Source organism: Paenarthrobacter sp. NPDC090520 (assembly GCF_044769205.1).
Classification (GTDB): Bacteria; Actinomycetota; Actinomycetes; order Actinomycetales; family Micrococcaceae; genus Arthrobacter.
The window spans coordinates 138,664-156,566 of record NZ_JBIVXM010000007.1; the positions used below are offsets into that span (position 1 = coordinate 138,664).

General features: G+C 60.4%; 12 protein-coding genes. 8 read left to right on the top strand and 4 right to left on the bottom strand.

Annotated elements, in window-relative coordinates:
- Nucleotides 1–66: 66 nt before the first annotated feature.
- The gene (gene dnaA, locus ACIQTZ_RS11035) at nucleotides 67–1,488 is read right to left on the bottom strand and encodes a chromosomal replication initiator protein DnaA (RefSeq protein ID WP_400334927.1); all 1,422 of its coding nucleotides are present in this window, start codon (nucleotides 1,486–1,488) and stop codon (nucleotides 67–69) included.
- 465 nt (nucleotides 1,489–1,953) lie between these two features.
- Between dnaA and rpmH the strand changes: the two genes are divergently transcribed.
- The 8 genes from rpmH to ACIQTZ_RS11075 all read left to right on the top strand — a co-directional run bounded on the left by rpmH (nucleotide 1,954) and on the right by ACIQTZ_RS11075 (nucleotide 7,605).
- Nucleotides 1,954–2,091 carry a 50S ribosomal protein L34 gene (gene rpmH, locus ACIQTZ_RS11040; RefSeq protein ID WP_011776797.1) on the top strand — a complete coding sequence of 46 codons (138 nt, stop codon included), beginning with the start codon at nucleotides 1,954–1,956 and terminating at the stop codon, nucleotides 2,089–2,091.
- Nucleotides 2,092–2,132: 41 nt separating this feature from the next.
- On the top strand, nucleotides 2,133–2,543 hold the full coding sequence (gene rnpA / locus ACIQTZ_RS11045; protein WP_402980361.1) for a ribonuclease P protein component: 411 nt from the start codon (nucleotides 2,133–2,135) through the stop codon (nucleotides 2,541–2,543).
- A gap of 70 nt (nucleotides 2,544–2,613) precedes the next feature.
- Nucleotides 2,614–2,958 (top strand): membrane protein insertion efficiency factor YidD, encoded by a 345-nt coding sequence (yidD, locus tag ACIQTZ_RS11050; RefSeq protein ID WP_402980565.1) that lies wholly within the window; start codon nucleotides 2,614–2,616, stop codon nucleotides 2,956–2,958.
- 16 nt (nucleotides 2,959–2,974) lie between these two features.
- Entirely contained in the window at nucleotides 2,975–3,949 is a 975-nt protein-coding gene (gene yidC / locus ACIQTZ_RS11055; RefSeq protein WP_402948651.1) for a membrane protein insertase YidC, read from the top strand.
- Nucleotides 3,949–4,500, top strand: a complete 552-nt coding sequence (locus ACIQTZ_RS11060; RefSeq protein ID WP_402980363.1) for a protein jag — start codon at nucleotides 3,949–3,951, stop codon at nucleotides 4,498–4,500. Before yidC ends, ACIQTZ_RS11060 begins: the two co-directional genes overlap by 1 nt.
- A 6-nt stretch (nucleotides 4,501–4,506) precedes the next feature.
- Nucleotides 4,507–5,157, top strand: a complete 651-nt coding sequence (gene rsmG, locus ACIQTZ_RS11065; protein WP_400334934.1) for a 16S rRNA (guanine(527)-N(7))-methyltransferase RsmG — start codon at nucleotides 4,507–4,509, stop codon at nucleotides 5,155–5,157.
- 87 nt (nucleotides 5,158–5,244) lie between these two features.
- The gene (locus ACIQTZ_RS11070; RefSeq protein WP_402980366.1) at nucleotides 5,245–6,297 is read left to right on the top strand and encodes an AAA family ATPase; all 1,053 of its coding nucleotides are present in this window, start codon (nucleotides 5,245–5,247) and stop codon (nucleotides 6,295–6,297) included.
- A gap of 66 nt (nucleotides 6,298–6,363) precedes the next feature.
- Entirely contained in the window at nucleotides 6,364–7,605 is a 1,242-nt protein-coding gene (locus ACIQTZ_RS11075) for a ParB/RepB/Spo0J family partition protein (protein WP_402980368.1), read from the top strand.
- A 7,069-nt stretch (nucleotides 7,606–14,674) separates the two neighbouring features.
- Here the strand turns inward: ACIQTZ_RS11075 and trxA are convergent.
- From trxA to ACIQTZ_RS11090, 3 genes are all read right to left on the bottom strand, one after another.
- Nucleotides 14,675–15,001, bottom strand: a complete 327-nt coding sequence (trxA, locus tag ACIQTZ_RS11080) for a thioredoxin (RefSeq protein ID WP_387437532.1) — start codon at nucleotides 14,999–15,001, stop codon at nucleotides 14,675–14,677.
- Nucleotides 15,002–15,034: 33 nt separating this feature from the next.
- On the bottom strand, nucleotides 15,035–15,991 hold the full coding sequence (gene trxB, locus ACIQTZ_RS11085) for a thioredoxin-disulfide reductase (RefSeq protein ID WP_400334940.1): 957 nt from the start codon (nucleotides 15,989–15,991) through the stop codon (nucleotides 15,035–15,037).
- A gap of 240 nt (nucleotides 15,992–16,231) precedes the next feature.
- Complete coding sequence (locus ACIQTZ_RS11090; RefSeq protein WP_402980370.1) at nucleotides 16,232–17,857, bottom strand: ABC transporter substrate-binding protein; 1,626 nt, start codon at nucleotides 17,855–17,857, stop codon at nucleotides 16,232–16,234.
- Nucleotides 17,858–17,903 lie beyond the last annotated feature (46 nt).

The following is a 17,903-nucleotide window of genomic DNA, read 5'->3' on the forward strand; positions in this document are numbered from 1 at the left end:
AACAATCCACAGGGTTATCCACATGCGCCTGTTAATAAGGTATGTAGTGAGCAGTGTGATGTGGATTCAGGAGTCCCGTTGCTGTTGCTTGATGCGGTTGGTGAGCTCGGTGACCTGGTTGTAAATCACACGCCGCTCAGCCATCAGCTCGCGGATCTTCCGATCGGCGTGGATGACAGTGGTGTGGTCGCGGCCGCCCAGCTCCTGCCCGATCTTCGGCAGGGACATGTCCGTCAGTTCCCGGCAGAGGTACATCGCGATCTGACGGGCGGTCACCAGGGTGCGCGTACGGGACTTGCTGCAGAGTTCTTCCATGCTGAGCTTGAAGTAGTCCGCGGTCTGGTCGAGGATCTGCTTTGCCGTGATCTCCTGGGCGCCGTCGTCGGTGATCAGGTCCTTGAGGACCATCTCTGCGAGGGCCACGTCCACGGGCTGGCGGTTCAAGCTGGCGAACGCCGTGACCCGGATGAGGGCGCCCTCGAGTTCGCGGATGTTGCTGGAAATCTTCGAGGCGATGTACTCCAAAGCATCGTCCGGGGCAGACAGGCCTTCGCTGAGGCCCTTCTTGCGGAGGATGGCGATGCGCGTTTCAAGTTCGGGCGGCTGGATGTCCGTCAGGAGCCCCCACTCGAATCGCGAGGTCATGCGGTCCTCGAAGCCGGCAAGCATCTTGGGCGGCTGGTCAGAGGTGATGACAACCTGCTTGTTGGCGTTGTGCAGGGCGTTGAACGTGTGGAAGAACTCTTCCTGGGTCCGGTCCTTGCCCGCCAGGAACTGGATGTCGTCGATCAGCAGCACGTCCACGTTGCGGTACGTGGTCTTGAAGCTGGTGCCCTCGTCGTCGCGGATGGAGTTGATGAAGTCGTTGGTGAATTCTTCGGAGTTCACGTAGCGGACGCGGATACCGCTGTAGAGGCGCCGGGCGTAATGGCCAATGGCGTGCAGGAGGTGGGTCTTGCCCAGCCCGGAGTCGCCATAGATGAACAACGGGTTGTAGGCCTTGGCCGGCGCCTCGGCTACGGCCACGGCCGCAGCGTGGGCGAAGCGGTTGGAGGAACCGATCACGAAGGTGTCGAAAATGTACTTCGGGTTCAGTCGGCCAAACTCGTGCGAAGTGCTGGGCGGCGTGGGCTGCGGCTTCGGTTCCATGGCCAGGTCCGGGGCAGCGGAAAGCTCGACGACGGGTTCCGGCTCCGCGTGGACGGGCACCAGATCGGTGTCCACGTCGATGGCGCAGCGGATGTCGTCGGAAAAGACGCTGCGGAGTGCATCGTCCAAGGCATCCTTGACCTGGGTTTGCAGGACTTCCCTGGTGAGCTCATTGGGCACGGCAACCAGGAGCGTGGAACCGATGAGGCCCTGTGCCTGGGCGAGGATGACGAAACCGCGCTGACGGGGTGAAACCCGGTCGTCTTGTTCCAGGAGGCTCAGCACCCTGCGCCAGGAACTTCCGACAGTATTGGCGTGGTTGGCTTCGTCTACTGTCATCAATGTGTTCCTAAATGCTTGCTTGCCGGCGTTGCTGGCAGCCGAAAAGCCTCCGACATGCGGCGGTTCCGGGGATTAATCCACAGACTTATGCACAGCGGGTGGACAATGGGCTACTGAGCCACTCTAGGGGATGATTTCCCCAGAAGATAGCTGGGAAGTTGCTTGTGGATAATTACACCGTTGTTGTTCTGGATCGGGCGTTGTGAGCCACTTCATCCACAGGCTTGTTCCCATGGTTTGCCACAGTTGTGGACAGCTTCCCGGGTGGCTCCCGGTTTGACTGGGGGTCCCTTTTTGCCCTAACGTTGTGAAGTCCTTTGTGTCCGCTTTTGCGATCAGTTGCACCCCTGTACGTTTACCGTGCGGGAGGCAACGGCGGCAGGCACATACAAAACTTAGCGTCGGCCAGTTCTTCCCCTTTTGATCGGGTGGGCGCACCTTTGATCCACTGGAGTAACTAACGTGAGCAAGCGGACTTTTCAGCCGAATAACCGCCGTCGGGCCAAGAAGCACGGCTTCCGCCTTCGTATGCGTACCCGTGCAGGCCGCGCCATCCTGGCTGCCCGTCGCGGCAAGGGCCGCGTCGAGCTGTCGGCCTAAATAACTGACTTGTCGGTCAGGGTCCTTTCGGGGGTTCGTCGGTGCTAGCCACCCCAAACCGTCTCCGGACGTCTACCGACTTTTCAACAACTGTACGTTCCGGCGTCCGCAATGGACGCCGGAACTTAGTGTTATATACGGCTCCTATCGGGGCCGCGGAGCCGAGTCGAATCGGCTTCATTGTCTCCAAAGCCGTCGGGAACGCCGTGACCAGGAACCTCGTTAAGAGGAGACTGAGAGAAGCAGGCGCGTTGTCTTTGCAACAGCATGGAACGGGCCTGGCGGTGGTAGTCCGCGCATTGCCTGCAGCTGCATCAGCCAGTTGGGATCAATTGCTCGCGGACTACAACGCCGCATTGGCAGTGACGACGAAGCGACTGGGTGGCTCAGCTCCGCACAACACTTCGCCGGACAGCAACGGCACCACTACGGAAGGGACACCGCGTGCATAACCATAGTGCCGCCGTCGTTCCTTCCTTTGGTGACCCCGCTGACGAGGTTCCCTCCCAAAGCTGGCTTGCTGTGATCGGCAAGTTCGTCTGGGGCCTGCCCAGGAACGTGTTGATCCTCCTGTTGAAGGCCTACCGCAAAGTGGTCTCGCCCCTGTACGGCCAGGTTTGCCGATTTTTTCCGTCCTGCTCGGCGTATGCGCTCGAGGCTGTCACGGTGCATGGCGCCGTCAAGGGCACTTGGCTTGCAGCCAGAAGGCTCGCCAAATGCCACCCCTGGAATGCCGGCGGTGTGGACCACGTCCCCGCCGGGCATCGTCATTGGCCTGAAGGCCGGACGCCCACAATTGTTGTACTGAACAACCCGGACCAGTTCCTGGCTGCTCAGGCTGATGAAGAAGGCCGCCCTGCGGCCTGACGAATAGGGATATCGTATGGACTTCTTTGAAACAATCATGTTTCCGTTCAAGTGGTTGGTGTCAATCATCATGGTTGGCTTCCACGAGGGACTGAGCTTCATTGGCCTTCCCGCCGCGAACGGCTGGACGTGGACCTTGTCCATCATCGGCCTGGTGCTGGTGATCCGCGCTGCCCTGATTCCGGTCTTCGTCAAGCAGATCAAGGCCCAGCGAGGCATGCAGCTCCTGCAGCCTGACCTGAAGAAGCTGCAGACCAAGTACAAAGGCAAGACCGATCAGCTGTCCCGCCAGGCCATGGCGCAGGAGCAGATGGCGCTGTACAAGAAGCACGGCACCAACCCGTTCTCGGCCTGCTTGCCGATGCTGATCCAGATGCCGTTCTTCTTCGCGCTGTTCCAGGTGCTGTCCGGCATTTCGAACAACGCCAAGGCTGGATCCGGCGTTGGCGCCATGAGCCACGAGCAGGTTGTGCAGTTCGATCAGTCGAGCATCTTCGGTGCGCCCTTGTCGGCTTCGCTGCTGCACGGTGACCCCAGCGGCAGCGGTAGTGCTGTTGCTGTCTGGGTTCTCTCCATCATCATGATCCTCGCCATGACTGCCTCGCAGTTCATCACTCAGAAGCAGATCATGGCCAAGAACATGTCCGAGGAAGCCCTCGCCAGCCCGTTCATGCGCCAGCAGAAGATGATGCTCTACATCCTGCCGCTCGTGTTCGGTATTGGTGGCATCAACTTCCCGATCGGTGTCCTCATCTACTGGACCACCACCAACCTCTGGACCATGGGTCAGCAGTTCTTCGTCATCCGCCGCATGCCCACTCCGGGTTCCCCGGCCGCCAAGGCGCTCGAGGAGCGTCGGGCCGCCAAGGGCCTGCCGCCGCTGCTGGGTGGCAAGAAAATTGACGACGCCGAGGCTGCCGCTGCCGCCGCTGCTGCTGAAGTCAGGGCGCAGCGCGTCCAGCCGCAACGTAAGAACAGGAAGAAGAAGTAATGTCTGCTGAGAGCACCGAGGAAGTAACTGCCGCCGTGACTGAAGACCAGGACGACGCCCAGGAAGAGACGCTGTCCAAGACGGCAAGCCGCCTGGAAGAGGAAGGCGACATTGCCGCCGATTACCTCGAAGAGCTCCTTGATATCGCAGACATCGACGGGGATATCGACATTGAGGTCCGCAATGGGCGTACCTACATCTCCATTGCGGCTGAGGACGAGTCCGAAGCTTTGGAGAGCCTGGTAGGCCGCGATGGCGAGGTCCTTGAAGCACTTCAGGAACTGGCCAGGCTTTCCGTTCTTTCTGCAACGGAGAACCGCTCCCGCCTGGTGCTGGACATCAACGGCTACCGCAAGGACCGTGCCGGTGTTCTCCGGCAGATCGCCGAGGATGCCGTGGCCAAGGTCAAAGCCAACAGCGGAACGGTTGCCCTCGAACCGATGAGCGCCTACGAACGCAAGATTGTTCATGACGCCGTGGCCGATCTTGGTTTTGTTTCTGAATCCGAGGGTGAAGGCGCAGGCCGGCACATCGTGGTTTCGGCTGACTAGCGGCTCATGGTTGAGATTTCCGCAACTGAACTGCAGGCAGCTGAGAAGATTTTCGGGGCACGCTTGGATCTCGCCAAGCGCTATGTGGAGCACCTGGCAACGTCCGGCATTGAACGCGGACTGATAGGTCCCCGGGAGGTTCCCCGTTTGTGGGGCCGGCATGTCCTGAACTGTGCCGTCATCGAATCCGCCATTGCCAAGGACAAGCATGTGGCCGATGTCGGATCCGGTGCCGGACTGCCGGGCCTGTGCCTGGCGATTGCCCGTCCCGACCTGGAACTGACTCTTATCGAGCCGCTTGAACGCCGGGTTATCTGGCTTCAGGAAGTGGTGGACGACCTCGGACTGGATAATGTGACCGTCATGCGGACGCGTGCGGAACTGGCCGTAGGTCTCGTCGACGCCGACGTAGTGACCGCCCGCGCGGTCTCGGCGCTGACCAACCTGGCTGGACTGACCATCCCGCTGCTCAACGGCAAGGGTGAGGTAGTTGCCATCAAGGGTCGGAGCGCGGCGGACGAAATCGAGAAGGCCAGGAAGGTCATTCGTAAGCTCGGCGGCGTTGAAACGTCCGTTGTGGTTTGCGGACAGGAGCTTTTGGAGGAACCCACCACCGTGGTGAGGATCATCGTCAACAAGCCCGGAAAGACGGCGTAGGCAGGGTTTGGTTTCCCGCGTGTCGGCGGCGGAGCGGTTAGGCTAGAGAACGGCAGCAAGCGCCGAATGAGAGTGAGAGTGTGACCAGTGGGCAGTAGCGAAACCTCCACGCAGCGGATCCCCCCATTTATGTCTTTGGGGTCTGCGCGGTCCATTGCCACACCCTCCGCATCTCTGCAGTCCGCGATTGTGCGTACCGAATCGGTTGAAAACGCCGTTTCACGTGAAACCCTTACCGACGATGGGCCTAACCTCATGGACTCCATGGACGATTCAAGCCCCATTGCCCGCGAGCTCGCGCACGAGACCCGGCGTCGTGAGCGGCTGATCGGCCGCCAGCTGCCAAGGCCTGAAAAGACACGAATCTTCACAGTGTCCAACCAGAAGGGTGGTGTTGGTAAGACCACCACCACTGTCAACATCGCGGCCGCGCTGGCGTCCGCGGGGCTCAACGTACTCGTCATCGACATTGACCCACAGGGCAACGCCTCCACCGCGCTCGGCATCGAGCATCACGCAGATGTGGACAGCATCTACGACGTCCTGATCAACGACCTTCCTTTGAACGATGTTGTTGCGCCGTGCCCGGATATCCCCAACCTTTTTTGCGCGCCGGCAACCATTCACCTGGCTGGCGCCGAGATTGAACTCGTGTCCCTCGTTGCCCGCGAACAGCGGCTGCGCCGGGCGATCGACGTCTACGCCAAGGAGCGCGAAAAGAACGGTGAGGGCCGGCTCGACTATATCTTCATCGACTGCCCGCCGAGCCTCGGCCTCCTGACCGTCAACGCTTTCTGCGCCGCCAGTGAGGTGCTGATTCCCATTCAGTGCGAGTACTACGCGCTGGAAGGGCTCAGCCAACTTCTCAAGAACATCGAAATGATCCAGAAGCACCTCAATGCGGACCTGGAGGTTTCGACCATTCTCCTGACGATGTACGACGGTCGGACCAACCTCGCGGCCCAGGTGGCTTCGGAGGTCCGTCAACACTTCCCCCAGCAAGTTCTGAGTGCCGTGGTGCCGCGTTCGGTGCGTATCTCCGAAGCGCCCAGCTATCAGCAAACTGTCATGACGTATGATCCCTCATCGAGCGGCGCGTTGTCCTACATGGAAGCCGCTGCTGAAATCGCTGAACGCTAGAATTCTTGAAACACTGCAACAGCCTGAGTCGCCCCGCGCTCGGCTATCCATCGGAGGGATGAATCAATGAGCGAAAAGCGAAGAGGCCTGGGCAGGGGTCTTGGGGCTCTCATCCCCAGCTCCGCCGCCGCAGGGTCCGCAGGCAATGGAGCGTCGCCTTCGCGTCCGGTGGATTTGTTCTTCCCCGACGCACGCAAAGCGGCCGAACCGGTTACCGAGGCACCCACCGCGGATGCTCCAGTTGTAGAGTCACCTTCCGAGTCCAAGGACTCAGGTTCCAAGACCGCGAGTGGTGCACGTTCGACTTCCACGGAAAAGGCTCCTGCCAAGACCGCGGCGAAGGCGCCTGCCGCCAAGGCTCCGGCTGCCAAGCGTTCCGCTGCTGCCTCGGCGAAGGCCCCTTCCGAGGAGAGTACGACGTCGACCTCCTCACCGGCTGCTGCTGCGGCTGCACCAGTAACTTCAGCGCCTGACGTCGAATTGGTGGAGGTCCCTGGCGCAAGGTTTGCCGAAATTCCCGTTACGGACATCCACCCCAACCGTAAGCAACCGCGTACTGTCTTCGACGAAGAAGATATGGCGGAACTGGTGCACTCGGTCAGGGAAATCGGCGTCCTCCAGCCAATTGTTGTACGTACTTCAACTGAAAAGGGTGGAGAACCGTACGAGCTTGTCATGGGCGAGCGTCGTTGGAGGGCAGTTCAGGCCGCCGGCCTCGATACGATCCCTGCGATCGTCCGCGACACCACGGATGACGACCTCCTCAGGGATGCCCTGCTTGAGAACCTTCACCGCAGCCAACTGAACCCGTTGGAAGAGGCAGCCGCTTACCAGCAGCTCCTTGAGGACTTTGGCACCACGCATGAGCAGCTCGCCGATCGTATTGGGCGTTCCCGACCGCAGGTGTCCAACACGCTCCGGCTGCTGAAGCTTCCACCGCTGGTCCAGCGGCGTGTAGCTGCCAACGTTCTCTCAGCAGGACACGCTCGTGCCCTGCTGTCACTGCCCGATGCTGCCGCCATGGAGCGCTTGGCACAGAAGATCGTGGCTGAAGGCATGTCCGTACGGGCTACCGAGGAGGCTGTGGCCCTGTACCAGGACCCCACGACGCCGCCTAAGAACAGCATCCCCAAGCCCAATGCCCGTCACGAGCGCTTGGACTACTTGGCGTCGTCGTTGTCAGATCGTCTGGATACCAATGTGAAGATCACGCTCGGAGCCCGCAAGGGACGCGTGAGCATCGAGTTTGCCAGCGTCGAGGACCTCAACCGCATCATGGATGTCCTTAGTCCCGGAGCTGAGGGCTAGTTCTCTTTTATTCAATTCAAATGGGGTTCACTTCCTGCGAAGTGGGCCCCATTATTGTTGGGTGACGTGAGTGCAGGCGCGTTACTACGTGCCTGGAAGATCTCGCGCTCTGAACGTGGGTTTAGCCGGTGTAGCTATGGTTTTGTCTCTGCCTTTGTTTGGCTATTCGTAGGATGCCGTGTGCCCATCCGAGAGGGCCGCCAGGTCAGCTCTTGCTCGCGGAGCGGCCGCTGAGCAGGCCTCTCGGCGTCTCGACGCCCCGCCGTGCGGGAGACGGGGTGCCTACGGATTCGGTTCCAGACCCGGCTTAGCGGACATTCGGTCGTCTCCGAGAGCTGGTGCGGGGCAGCATAGGGCATTTGCGGGTCTGTTGTCGCACTCACCGCTGAGTAAGCATTTGCTCCTCCCGGGGAAGCCATTCGGTCGGCGGGGCATTCACGGGTTCGGTCCCCCACGCACCGTTCAAGGCATGTGCCCCTTCTGGGAAGCTTTCGAGCGGACGGGGCGTTCCCGGGTTCGTTCCCCACTCACCGCTCAGCAGGCATGTGCCACTCCTGGGAAGCTTTCGAGCGCACGGGGCATTTGTTGGAATGCAACTCTCCCCTTCCGCCGCTGACAGCCCAGAACAGGACACTGAGGCCTGGAGCGTACGGGCTACGGTTGCTACCATAGTGCTCGTTCTTTCGTGAGTGGACTGGTGTGCCGTGAATACCCTCGTTTTCTGCCACTCGCGCGTTGCTAGGAGGTGCTCGCTCCCGGCGGATTCAGTGCTTACCTCGCGGCAAGCGGGCTAATTGTTCAGTGTCGCCGTCCTAGAGGTGCTGCTAAGGGATGCTTTGGAGTCCGGCGTGGCACAGGGATGTGCATCCACAGCGCTTGTTGCAGCGGAGGGCGAATGTTTCACGTGAAACAGGGCGACTTTGGGCGGATTCACTCGACGTACGGCGACGCCGGTCTCTAGATAGAGCGTGGATGCTCCATGTCGGCTCCACCATGCGCATGGAGACTCGAAGTGCTGATGTCCTTGTTGTCTCGCGGTGAGCCTCCTAGCGTTATGTGCCCCTCAGGGCGGGCCCTGGCTCTGCCCGGTGAGAACACAGGCCCAGGAGCGTAAGCTTCTCCATGAGCTCTCCTTGTGACTGTTGATGCCTAGTTTCACGTGAAACAATGAGTGTTGATTTCGAGCGGCCCCAGGGAGTGCAATGTTGTAGGGATTCCTGGAGAATTCAGATCCGGCCGGCTGAGGCACCTAAGGACGCAGCGTTGAGTGCCATCCCAATTTATCTCGGATGGATGGGTTCGTCGGGAATTGCCGTGACGATGCCCTGGGTCGTTGTGCGACGGCAGAGGCCCGTTTGAATGTCGCCTTCCTAGGGTTCTTGAGACAGAGTCGGACGCAGCTGAACGCACTCACCTTGGCTCGAAGGCGTGGCGTTTCACGTGAAACATGGTGCATGATGGCAGACCATCGTGGTCGAAGCTGAGCGTTGTATGAAGCGCCAAAGCCCTTGGGGAGTGGAATTCCTCAATCCTCCCGTATTCGGAGTGTTCGTGGGACGAAATTGCATCTGACGGTAGAGGACGGCAGTGCGCTGGTTCGGACGCTCGCCGCTTGGCTGCAGCACTGTTTCACGTGAAACGCCGTTCGATCGACTGGGTCTTGAGGCGGAAGAGCAACTCCCCCGCAACTTCAGGAAGTAGGCTGGGGACACCAACCTCGAATTATTCTGGTTGGTGATGAGGTATCAGTGAGGACTCAAAGGTGCGTCCATGCGGCCCTCGCTTCAGAATCGGTGTGGAACACTCTACGAGCCCAAGTATCAATGGTGCGATCGACTGAGGATGTGAAGCCGACTGGGTGGAGTGCACGCGAGGAGTAGAGGGTCGCATAGGTGGAAGAACTGCGAACCATACCCGTTCAGATTGAGTTGGTCGCAGTCGGGTGACGGGTCGTCGTGCATCTCGCCTGGTTTCCTGGTCTATCGACGTATGCCCAACATACAAAGGGCGTTCGTTGCCGCTGGCCGTCGCGATCACAACAGTCACGCTTTAGGGTCTTGTATCGATCTTCGCAGAACCTGATGGCCTTCGCGCATGGCTGACGAAGTTGTTTGAGTTGAGCAGCCTCAGTCAGGAGAGTCGGCTTTACGTGAGACAGAGATAATGGACCCTCCCCTGTTTCCCGCTGCGCCACGGGTTCCGATGCGCCTGGTTATGGTCGACGGTAGTGCGGAGATTGCGCCGAAGCGGTGTCCCCAAGCTAAGACAGGGGCGCTGTGGCGTACTCATGACTGTGAACATGAGTTCCAACAAAGACTGAGGCACGTGGCGTACGTACTCATGACTGCGAGCATCAGGACCAGCTACGACGTGACCAACGAGCGCGCCCACTCCCAGAGCTCTCCTGCGGCGGGTTGCAGCACTCTTGCATGACAAGGGTGCAGAAGGGTCCAGACACGAGAGTGTAACGAACTCGGGTGTGCTCAGGCGCACTCCACAGCCCAAACCTCGTACCTTCGTACCCTGCACCCTCGTACCCTGCATTCTTCAGACAGAGGCGGCGGCTCATAGCAGAATGCTATTCCACGAAGTCCAGTCCACTGCCTTGATACGCGCCTGAGCAGCTTTCGGAATTGTTCGGCTACACGATCGGTTGCTGTGCGGCAGTGGTTAGTGACATTGTCCGCTCGCATGACCGTACCGGGAGTGCTGTGCACACACAGTTCACTCTCATGCTGGGCCAGGCCATGGCCGGTACACGTGGGTGTAAACTTCACGCAATGGCCGGGCGTAGTCTTCGAAGTGGTACGGAAGCGTCTATCAACCATCCATACGCGCGGCAGTAATCGGCTCCCACTCCTACGTGACGCACTTCCCAGCCCATATCCCCCGATTGCGTAGGACGCGGCCTACTCGACTCTCTGCGTCCGACCGTGCTGTTCAGATCGTGGCGCCGACTCGTTGACTGGGCTGTGGACACGAAGGTCCGAGTCATACTTTGGATAAGGCCCGCGCATCCATGAGAACACAGCGGGTGTTCTCTTCCACTGTGTGCTCGGGACCGTCGGTGAGCTTTGGTGACAGCGTACCGTGGGCCTTGATCGACCAAGACCCAACCGGGCCTCCTTGTCGCGCCTCCTCGGCTTGGTCGGACTGAACGCGGAACAGCAGACGTAAGTGCCGATGGTGCCTGCAGGCGACTATGCCTTCACGACCAACGGATTGACGAGTTGCAAGTACGTGGACACTCGCGCTCTCTCATCCCAAAGTCAATAATACGATGAGTCCTGGGTGCCCAGTTCTGGATCAGGGTGATTCGAAAGAGATCTGATGTTGTACGTTTCGGAGCACGTCCGTTCGGCAGGGTCCAAGGAAGCACCTAAGTCTTTGGGCCGTGTGATCGACTGCGAACTGGCTACGTTCGAAGCTACTCATTCCGAAGCAACGCCGTCGAGGCCGATCAGACGCCCAAGCTGCGTTGTCTGTTTCACGTGAAACATGGTGCCGCCTCTGGATCCTGGCAGTTTCGATCGCTCACTCCCCGCCTGTGAATCCAGATGTTGGAAGTGGAAAACCCGGTGGATATCCCTGTGGATAACTTTGGGGATAACGCGGGGGGTCTCGGGAGAGTTGATCGTTCTTCTGAGGCTGGGCCTGTGCTCCGCTTGGGCCCATCTTGGCACCACACGAGCAACTCCTGTGGTAAGGCCGGCAGTCCGACGCGGCATGGTGAGATTATTGTCATATTGCCGGAGAATTCGTTGATTTATGGAGATTCTGGCGGGGGTGCCCCGGTGGACTCAGCCACAGCTCATGCATGTCGCCAACTCGGCGGGACTACCAAGCTTTCGTGCACTCGATTCCCTTGCAGAAGGTCGACGACGATGGGTATGGACGGCAGTGGATAAACCTGTGGATAACTTTGTGAATAGGTCGCGCGGTGTGTGAGGTCCGGGCTGCCTACACGGTCCGATGCGCCGACTCATCGATGGGCGTCCTTAGTCAGAGTCTCGTGGTCACACTATCAGGCATGGCGCAATCGGGGGCTCCGCCTAGAGCCTCTAGCGTGCCCGCACATCCAGCAAGTCCCTCCTGCCCCTAACTGTAACTGGGGCGCAGGACGGAACTGCGAAGTCGATCTTGAATGCACTAAGAGCTAAGACTAGCCAACAGGGTCCGAGGCTGACGCAGAGGGTCGTTTCATCGGATGTCTCTTCGCGCAGGGTCGGGCGCCAGGGAGGAACGCTGATTGGCCGAGATGATGCTGCTGGTGGCATGCCGTGATCCAAGCGCCCTTCCTCGTTGCGAACCTTAGGCGTAGGCGCCCAAGTTTTACAGTCGAAAGCCGGCCTTCTAGGTGCGTGACGCTGACTTGTACCCTGAGTTGGCGAGGACGCTGCCTTCGTGCCCATGGTCGTCGCTGCTGTTTCACGTGAAACATCGATCCCTCTATCATCCAGCGGTGAGTCCGAAGCCTGGTCCGCTCGTTAGGATGCCCGACCTTTGAAACCATCGATGCGGAAGGAGCCGTCCGGCGGCAACCCGGAGTTGTGACTACTTTTTAGGGAGCTGGACCTATGTTTCACGTGAAACAAGTTCTGCTCTGACTCCGAGTTCCATCGAAGGTTGCCAGGCTACTACGGTCGGAAGGGCTGCTCTTTGCAGTGTCGAAGAGGGCGCCCCGGCTCTCTTGGGCAAGTCTGCAGAACTGACCAGCAACTATCTGCGTCCGCATGTGGAGCGTGGAGGGCCTACAGCCTGCAGGGCCAATCAAAACCCAAGAAAGGACCGAGCAGGACCGAGCAGGACCGCGGGATGCTGTGGGTAGAGGTGCGGAGGCGCGGGTGTAGTTACATCCGAGCGAGCGGTGACGAGCGGTGACGAGCGGTGGGGAGGCGCGGGTGCAGTTACATCCGTGGGTACGGGCTGGACGTAGAGAGGTCCTATCAGACGACATGCCCTCAGCATTGATCCACTGGATTCCGTATGGAACTCCGGGAGCAGCAGACGCAGTCTCCCAGGCGATACCGAGCCCCGAATAGAGCCAATGGGTCCATGTGATCGCGTTTGTGGGCGGCCTAAGAAACCCCTATGCGGCCCCTTCCAGGCTGGGGTCGTTCTAGCGTGAGTTTCGGCCGGGAAGGCGGCTTCCGTGCCCAACGGCACCCTTCCGATGTCATGTTGCCGACTGGCCGTGTCGCTATCCACGTCTTGTAGCGTTGAGATCGCCTGACAAAGTTCTGGAGCTTTGTCGTGGCCTTGACGCCTTGTGTGTTCGCCGGCGGTGTCGTCCAGGCTTCCATGGCGATATTTGACTGGCTCTTAGAGGCCTTTCGGTGTCGTGACGTGGAAAGCCAGCCGTACGCGGGGTGGTCGAGGTGCTGTGTGGGTTTCTCCTAACCAGTTGAATCAGCGGAACGGCGAAGTTGGCGGCTAATGGGGTGTGCCTCAGGCCCGGAGGATCGGCTTTTGGGCGCCGGATGCGTCTTCAGGGCCAGGGCCAGGGTCGCCAGGTCCCTGTTGGTGGCCCAACGTGCGTCGGGGCGGGAAGTCGGCTGTTGGGCGCCGGATGCGACTCCAGGGCCAGGGCCAGGGTCGCCAGGTCCCTGTTGGTGGCCCAATGTGCGTCAGGGCCGGAGGATGGCTCTCTCAGTCCGCTGGGGTCCCAGGGCTGCGTCATCCGTCGGCCGAGTGAGCACCAACAGTTTGAATCTGGCGGATTGCACGGACAGGGATCTGTGTCGGGCGATGGTCCGGGTGCCGCTCCTCCGCAGACCTCATGCTTTTGGTATCCAGACAGGCAGCCGCACTGTCCCGCATAAGAGTTGTGATTGCATTGAAGGCGTTGCTCAATCTATTCCGGGGTCATACCGATGAAGGTCTACCGCGGAGATCGCGGACCCTTCGAAGGCAGGCCGCGCGATGAGGTTAGCAGTTGTGTTGGGGAGTCTACGAGAACGACGGAGTGGCTGCGGTGAAGGTGATTCAGTGATAACTATGGCGATATGAGCGGCTGGATGTAGGACGGTGCTGACCTTGCTGTATGGCGTCTGGGCTGTTCTCGCCTTCTGGGTACTGGAGGCCCTATGGCGTCTAGGCTGCTCGCGTTTTCTTGGCACTGCAGCCAGTGCTGCGTCGCGGGAGGAGCCCCTCCCCGAGGTGTTGGCACTGAGGAGGTACTCAGCAGTATGGATGATCGTTGTTTCACGTGAAACGATGATCGCCCACGTCGAGTCCGGACCTAGAGGTGCCTTGAGCGAATGTGTGAGCACGTTTCACGGTAGTGCGAAAGACGTGCAGGAGAGGGGGATCAGACCGAATACCGATGCCGAAGTAGGTGAAGGGTGCGGCGGCTCCAATCAGCAGCTGAAAGCCCGATGGAGGACGCTTGGGGTGGAAAACAATCTTTCTGATGGGCGAATTGGCAATCTGATCGGTGGCAGAGGGTGAACTGCATGGACCGTGACGTGGATGGGCAAAGCAAACGGAGCAGCCGGCTGAGCGAAGTGGATCCGCGCAGCTTCGCAACCGGTAGCTGAACTTGGGGGCCTGAAAGAAGGGTCGGTCGATCAGCGCAAGTCCGTCTCCAGGAGGTTTCGTGTCGTGTCGGATATGGTTCCACACCTCTTCGGGGTGGATCGCAGAAACTGTGGCTTCAACCTCCGCTGAGCTGAAAGCTCGCTACGCGCTCGTTCCACGTGAAACATTCCAGAACGTCGTGGATTGGTTCAGCCAGCGTCCATCGCAGACTGCTCGAAGAGTTGGTCGACTCCGCGGCTCGCCTCTTCGTAACGCCGGGTCCCGGGCGGATAATTCAAGAGGTCGCTCAGCACCGCGGGGTCGTATCCTACGAGCCGTCACAGAAAGCGTGTTTTCGAGCCGCCCCAAAGAGCCCACTCCAGGCAAGCCACGCCACGTTTCTCGCAACTGGTGAAGTAGAGGGTTCCCTGGGCAAGGACTGCCACTAAAGCAACCGCTGGGGATTCATTCCCGGAAAAAGCAAGAAGCCGACGGCTACCTTGTCCCCATAAGGGGCAGGAGCCGCCGGCTTCCGACGGTGAATCAGGAACTAGGACAAGACGTCCGAGAATTCCTTTTCGAAGAACTGCTTGGGCTTGGCACCGATGACGGTGCTCTTCACCTCTCCCCCGCTGAAGAGGTACACAGCCGGGATGGAGGTGATGCCGTACTGGGCTGCGATAGCGGGGTTGTCGTCGACGTTCAGCTTAACGACGTCCACCTTTTCGCTGTACTCGACCGAGATCTCGTCGAGGATGGGACCGAGTTTGCGGCACGGACCGCACCACTCTGCCCAGAAGTCCACGATAACCGGCTTCTCGGAAGCCAGGACATCCGTGCTGAAGCTTGCGTCAGTTACGTCTTTGGCGTTGCTCATAACTTTTCCCTTCGTATGGTTGCTGGATGCAGCTTAGGAGTGCAGGTCGGCCAGGTAGTGCTCCACGTCGAGAGCCGCCACACAACCGGAACCCGAGGCTGTGATGGCCTGGCGGTACGTGGGGTCGATGACGTCGCCAGCAGCAAACACGCCCTTGATGTTGGTACGCGAGCTGCGGCCTTCAACGGCGATGGTTCCTTCGGCGGTGAGGTCCACCTTGCCCTTGACCAGATCGGTTCGGGGATCGTTGCCAATGGCCACGAAGACGCCCGTCACGTCGAGTTCGGATTCAGTGCCGTCCACGAGGTTCTTGAGCTTCAGGCCCGTGACCTTGTCGCCACCCAGAACGTCCTCAACGGCCGTGTTCCACACGAAGTTGATCTTCTCGTGCGCTTGCGCCCGGTCACCCATGATCTTGGAAGCCTTCAGGGTGTCGCGGCGGTGCACTACGGTAACGGACTTGGCGAACTTGGTGAGGAACAGTGCCTCTTCCATGGCAGAGTCGCCACCACCGATCACGGCAATGTCCTGGTCCTTGAAGAAGAAACCATCGCAGGTTGCACACCAGCTGACGCCGTGGCCGGAGAGGCGCTTCTCGTTCTCCAAGCCGAGCTCGCGGTAGGCAGAACCAGTGGAAAGGATGATGGCCTTGGCCTGGAACTTCTCCCCCGTGCCGATGGTGACTGTCTTGATGTCGCCGTCGAGCTCCAGTTCGGTGACATCCTCGAAGAGGATTTCGGTGCCGAAGCGGGCAGCCTGCTTCTCGAAGTTTTCCATGAGGTCAGGACCCATGATGCCCTCGGGGAAGCCGGGGTAGTTCTCCACGTCCGTGGTGTTCATCAGTTCGCCACCAGCGGTGACGGAACCAGCAATGAGCAGCGGCTTCATGTTGGCGCGGGCGGTGTAAACGGCGGCAGTGTAGCCGGCCGGGCCGGAGCCGACGATGATGACGTCACGCACCTGCGATGCGCTGTTTTCTGCAATGCTCACGTGGCGTGAACCTCTTCCTTGATCGATGCTGCGGCTTTCGGGGCAGCCACCTGACTCAACCCCCGTAAGGCTCCAAATATTCCGTTGGAATGTGGGGACAGGGAAGCACCCTGAAATCCACCATTATTCAGGGTACCGGGTGCAGGCGTGCCGAATCGAAGCGGTGACGCCAAGGTAAGTAGCAGAAGAGGCCGTTCTGATGAGTCAAAACGGCCTCTACTGCTACTTGGTTGGGTTGGGCTACTGGATGGTGACCTCGGCCAAACGGAGTCCGTAACCGAAACGGGTCTTTGGTGCGGCCAGCTTGGGCAGGGACTTGATGACCACAATGACGTACTGTGTCTGCGCCGGAGCGGCCAGGGGCATGGTCAGCTCCGGCGAGGTGAAGCTATTGGTGCCCACCAGCTTGGCTCCGTCCATGGCAGGACGATCGTTCGTGTAGACGCTGATGCTGCCGCCAGAGCCACCAAGCTGGTTCAAGACCACGGACTTAACCTCTGCGGGTTCCTTGAGCTTGACTACCAGCGGCATCTCACCTGAAAGCCCGCCCCAGTCGGGAGTCGCGAACTCCATATCCGACCAATAGCTGGCTGCGTTGCCGTCGAACGCCTTCACGAGGTCCTTGTCGAAGGACGCCGCGAATTCGAAGTTCCCCAAGCGGGTGATTTCCTGGATGGCCGGCGGAGCAGCCGGGGGCGCAGTTTCCGATGGGGTCGGTTCGGCGGATTCGGATCCGGAGGCCTGTGGTGCCGTGGTGTCTTGGGTAGCGGCTGGCTTGGAGCTGGGCAACAGGCTGCCGAGGTTGGTGACGGCGAGGACCAGGCCCACAACCAGCACGGCGGCGAGCAATCCGCCAACCAGCCAGCGCAGGGAACGGGGTTCGCGCTGGGGCGCCTCGTCCTCGTAAACCTCGTCGTCATAGTCATCGGCCGCGGCCGCCGATGCCGGGAAACTGCTGGCCGCACGGTCGTAACCAGAACCGGAGCCACCGGAAGCTGCTTCACCGCTAAAGCCGTAGTCTTCCTGGGACCAGAGCGAAACCTTGGGTTCCGTGGATGGCTGCGGCGAAGGAGTCGGAGCGGCCGGCTGTGCGGATACCGCCTGGGTGGGTGGCTGCGGCGACGAGGCCGGAGCGGCCGGCGGGGTGGACACAGCCTGGGTGGGAGGTTGTGCCGGTGCGCTCGGCAGGTCCGACCCCGAGGAGCCAGCGCCAGCACCGGCGTCGTTCGTCTTGGAACCGGCGTTTTTCAGGGCTGCGGCGGCAGCGGCACCGGCCGCACCGGCGCCTGCAGCCGCGGCAGCGATCTTGGCGCCGAACCCCTTGCCCGCGGCAGGTGTTGCTTCGGGCTTGGGAGGCACGTTGCCCGCGGGCGCAGCGGGGGCCTCGGAAGCATTCTCGCTATGGATGGGGTAGCCATCGTTGTCGTACTGGATGTACTCGGCTTCGTGCTCGTCATCCTCATACAGGCCGTCGTATGTTTCGGGCTCGTAGGTGCGTGACTGGCCGAAGATCTCGGTGCCGAGGGCCTCCGTGAAGAACGGTTCCACGTACGGCGGGTTGGTGGCGACCACCAGGTCCAGCAGGTCAGGCGCGGTGCTGTGGTTGGTGATCAGGTACGTGGTGTTGTCGCTGACTCCGAGGTCCAGGATCTGGACGTGGCCCGGGCGCTCCCCCGTGGCGACTTCGCGGGCGCTCTGGGCTACCTGCTCGGCATTTCCGGGTCCGGCAACGAGGATGCTCACGGGACGGTTGAGGACTTGGTCCACGCCGTCGAGCACCAGATCTTGGTCATGCGAGGTCAATACGGTGGCCGTGACCTTGTAGCGGCCGCCAAGTACTGATCCGACGTCGATCGGGTGGGACACGTGTTCCTCCTAGGCTGTCCGGGAGCTGCGGGTCCTGCAGGCGGGC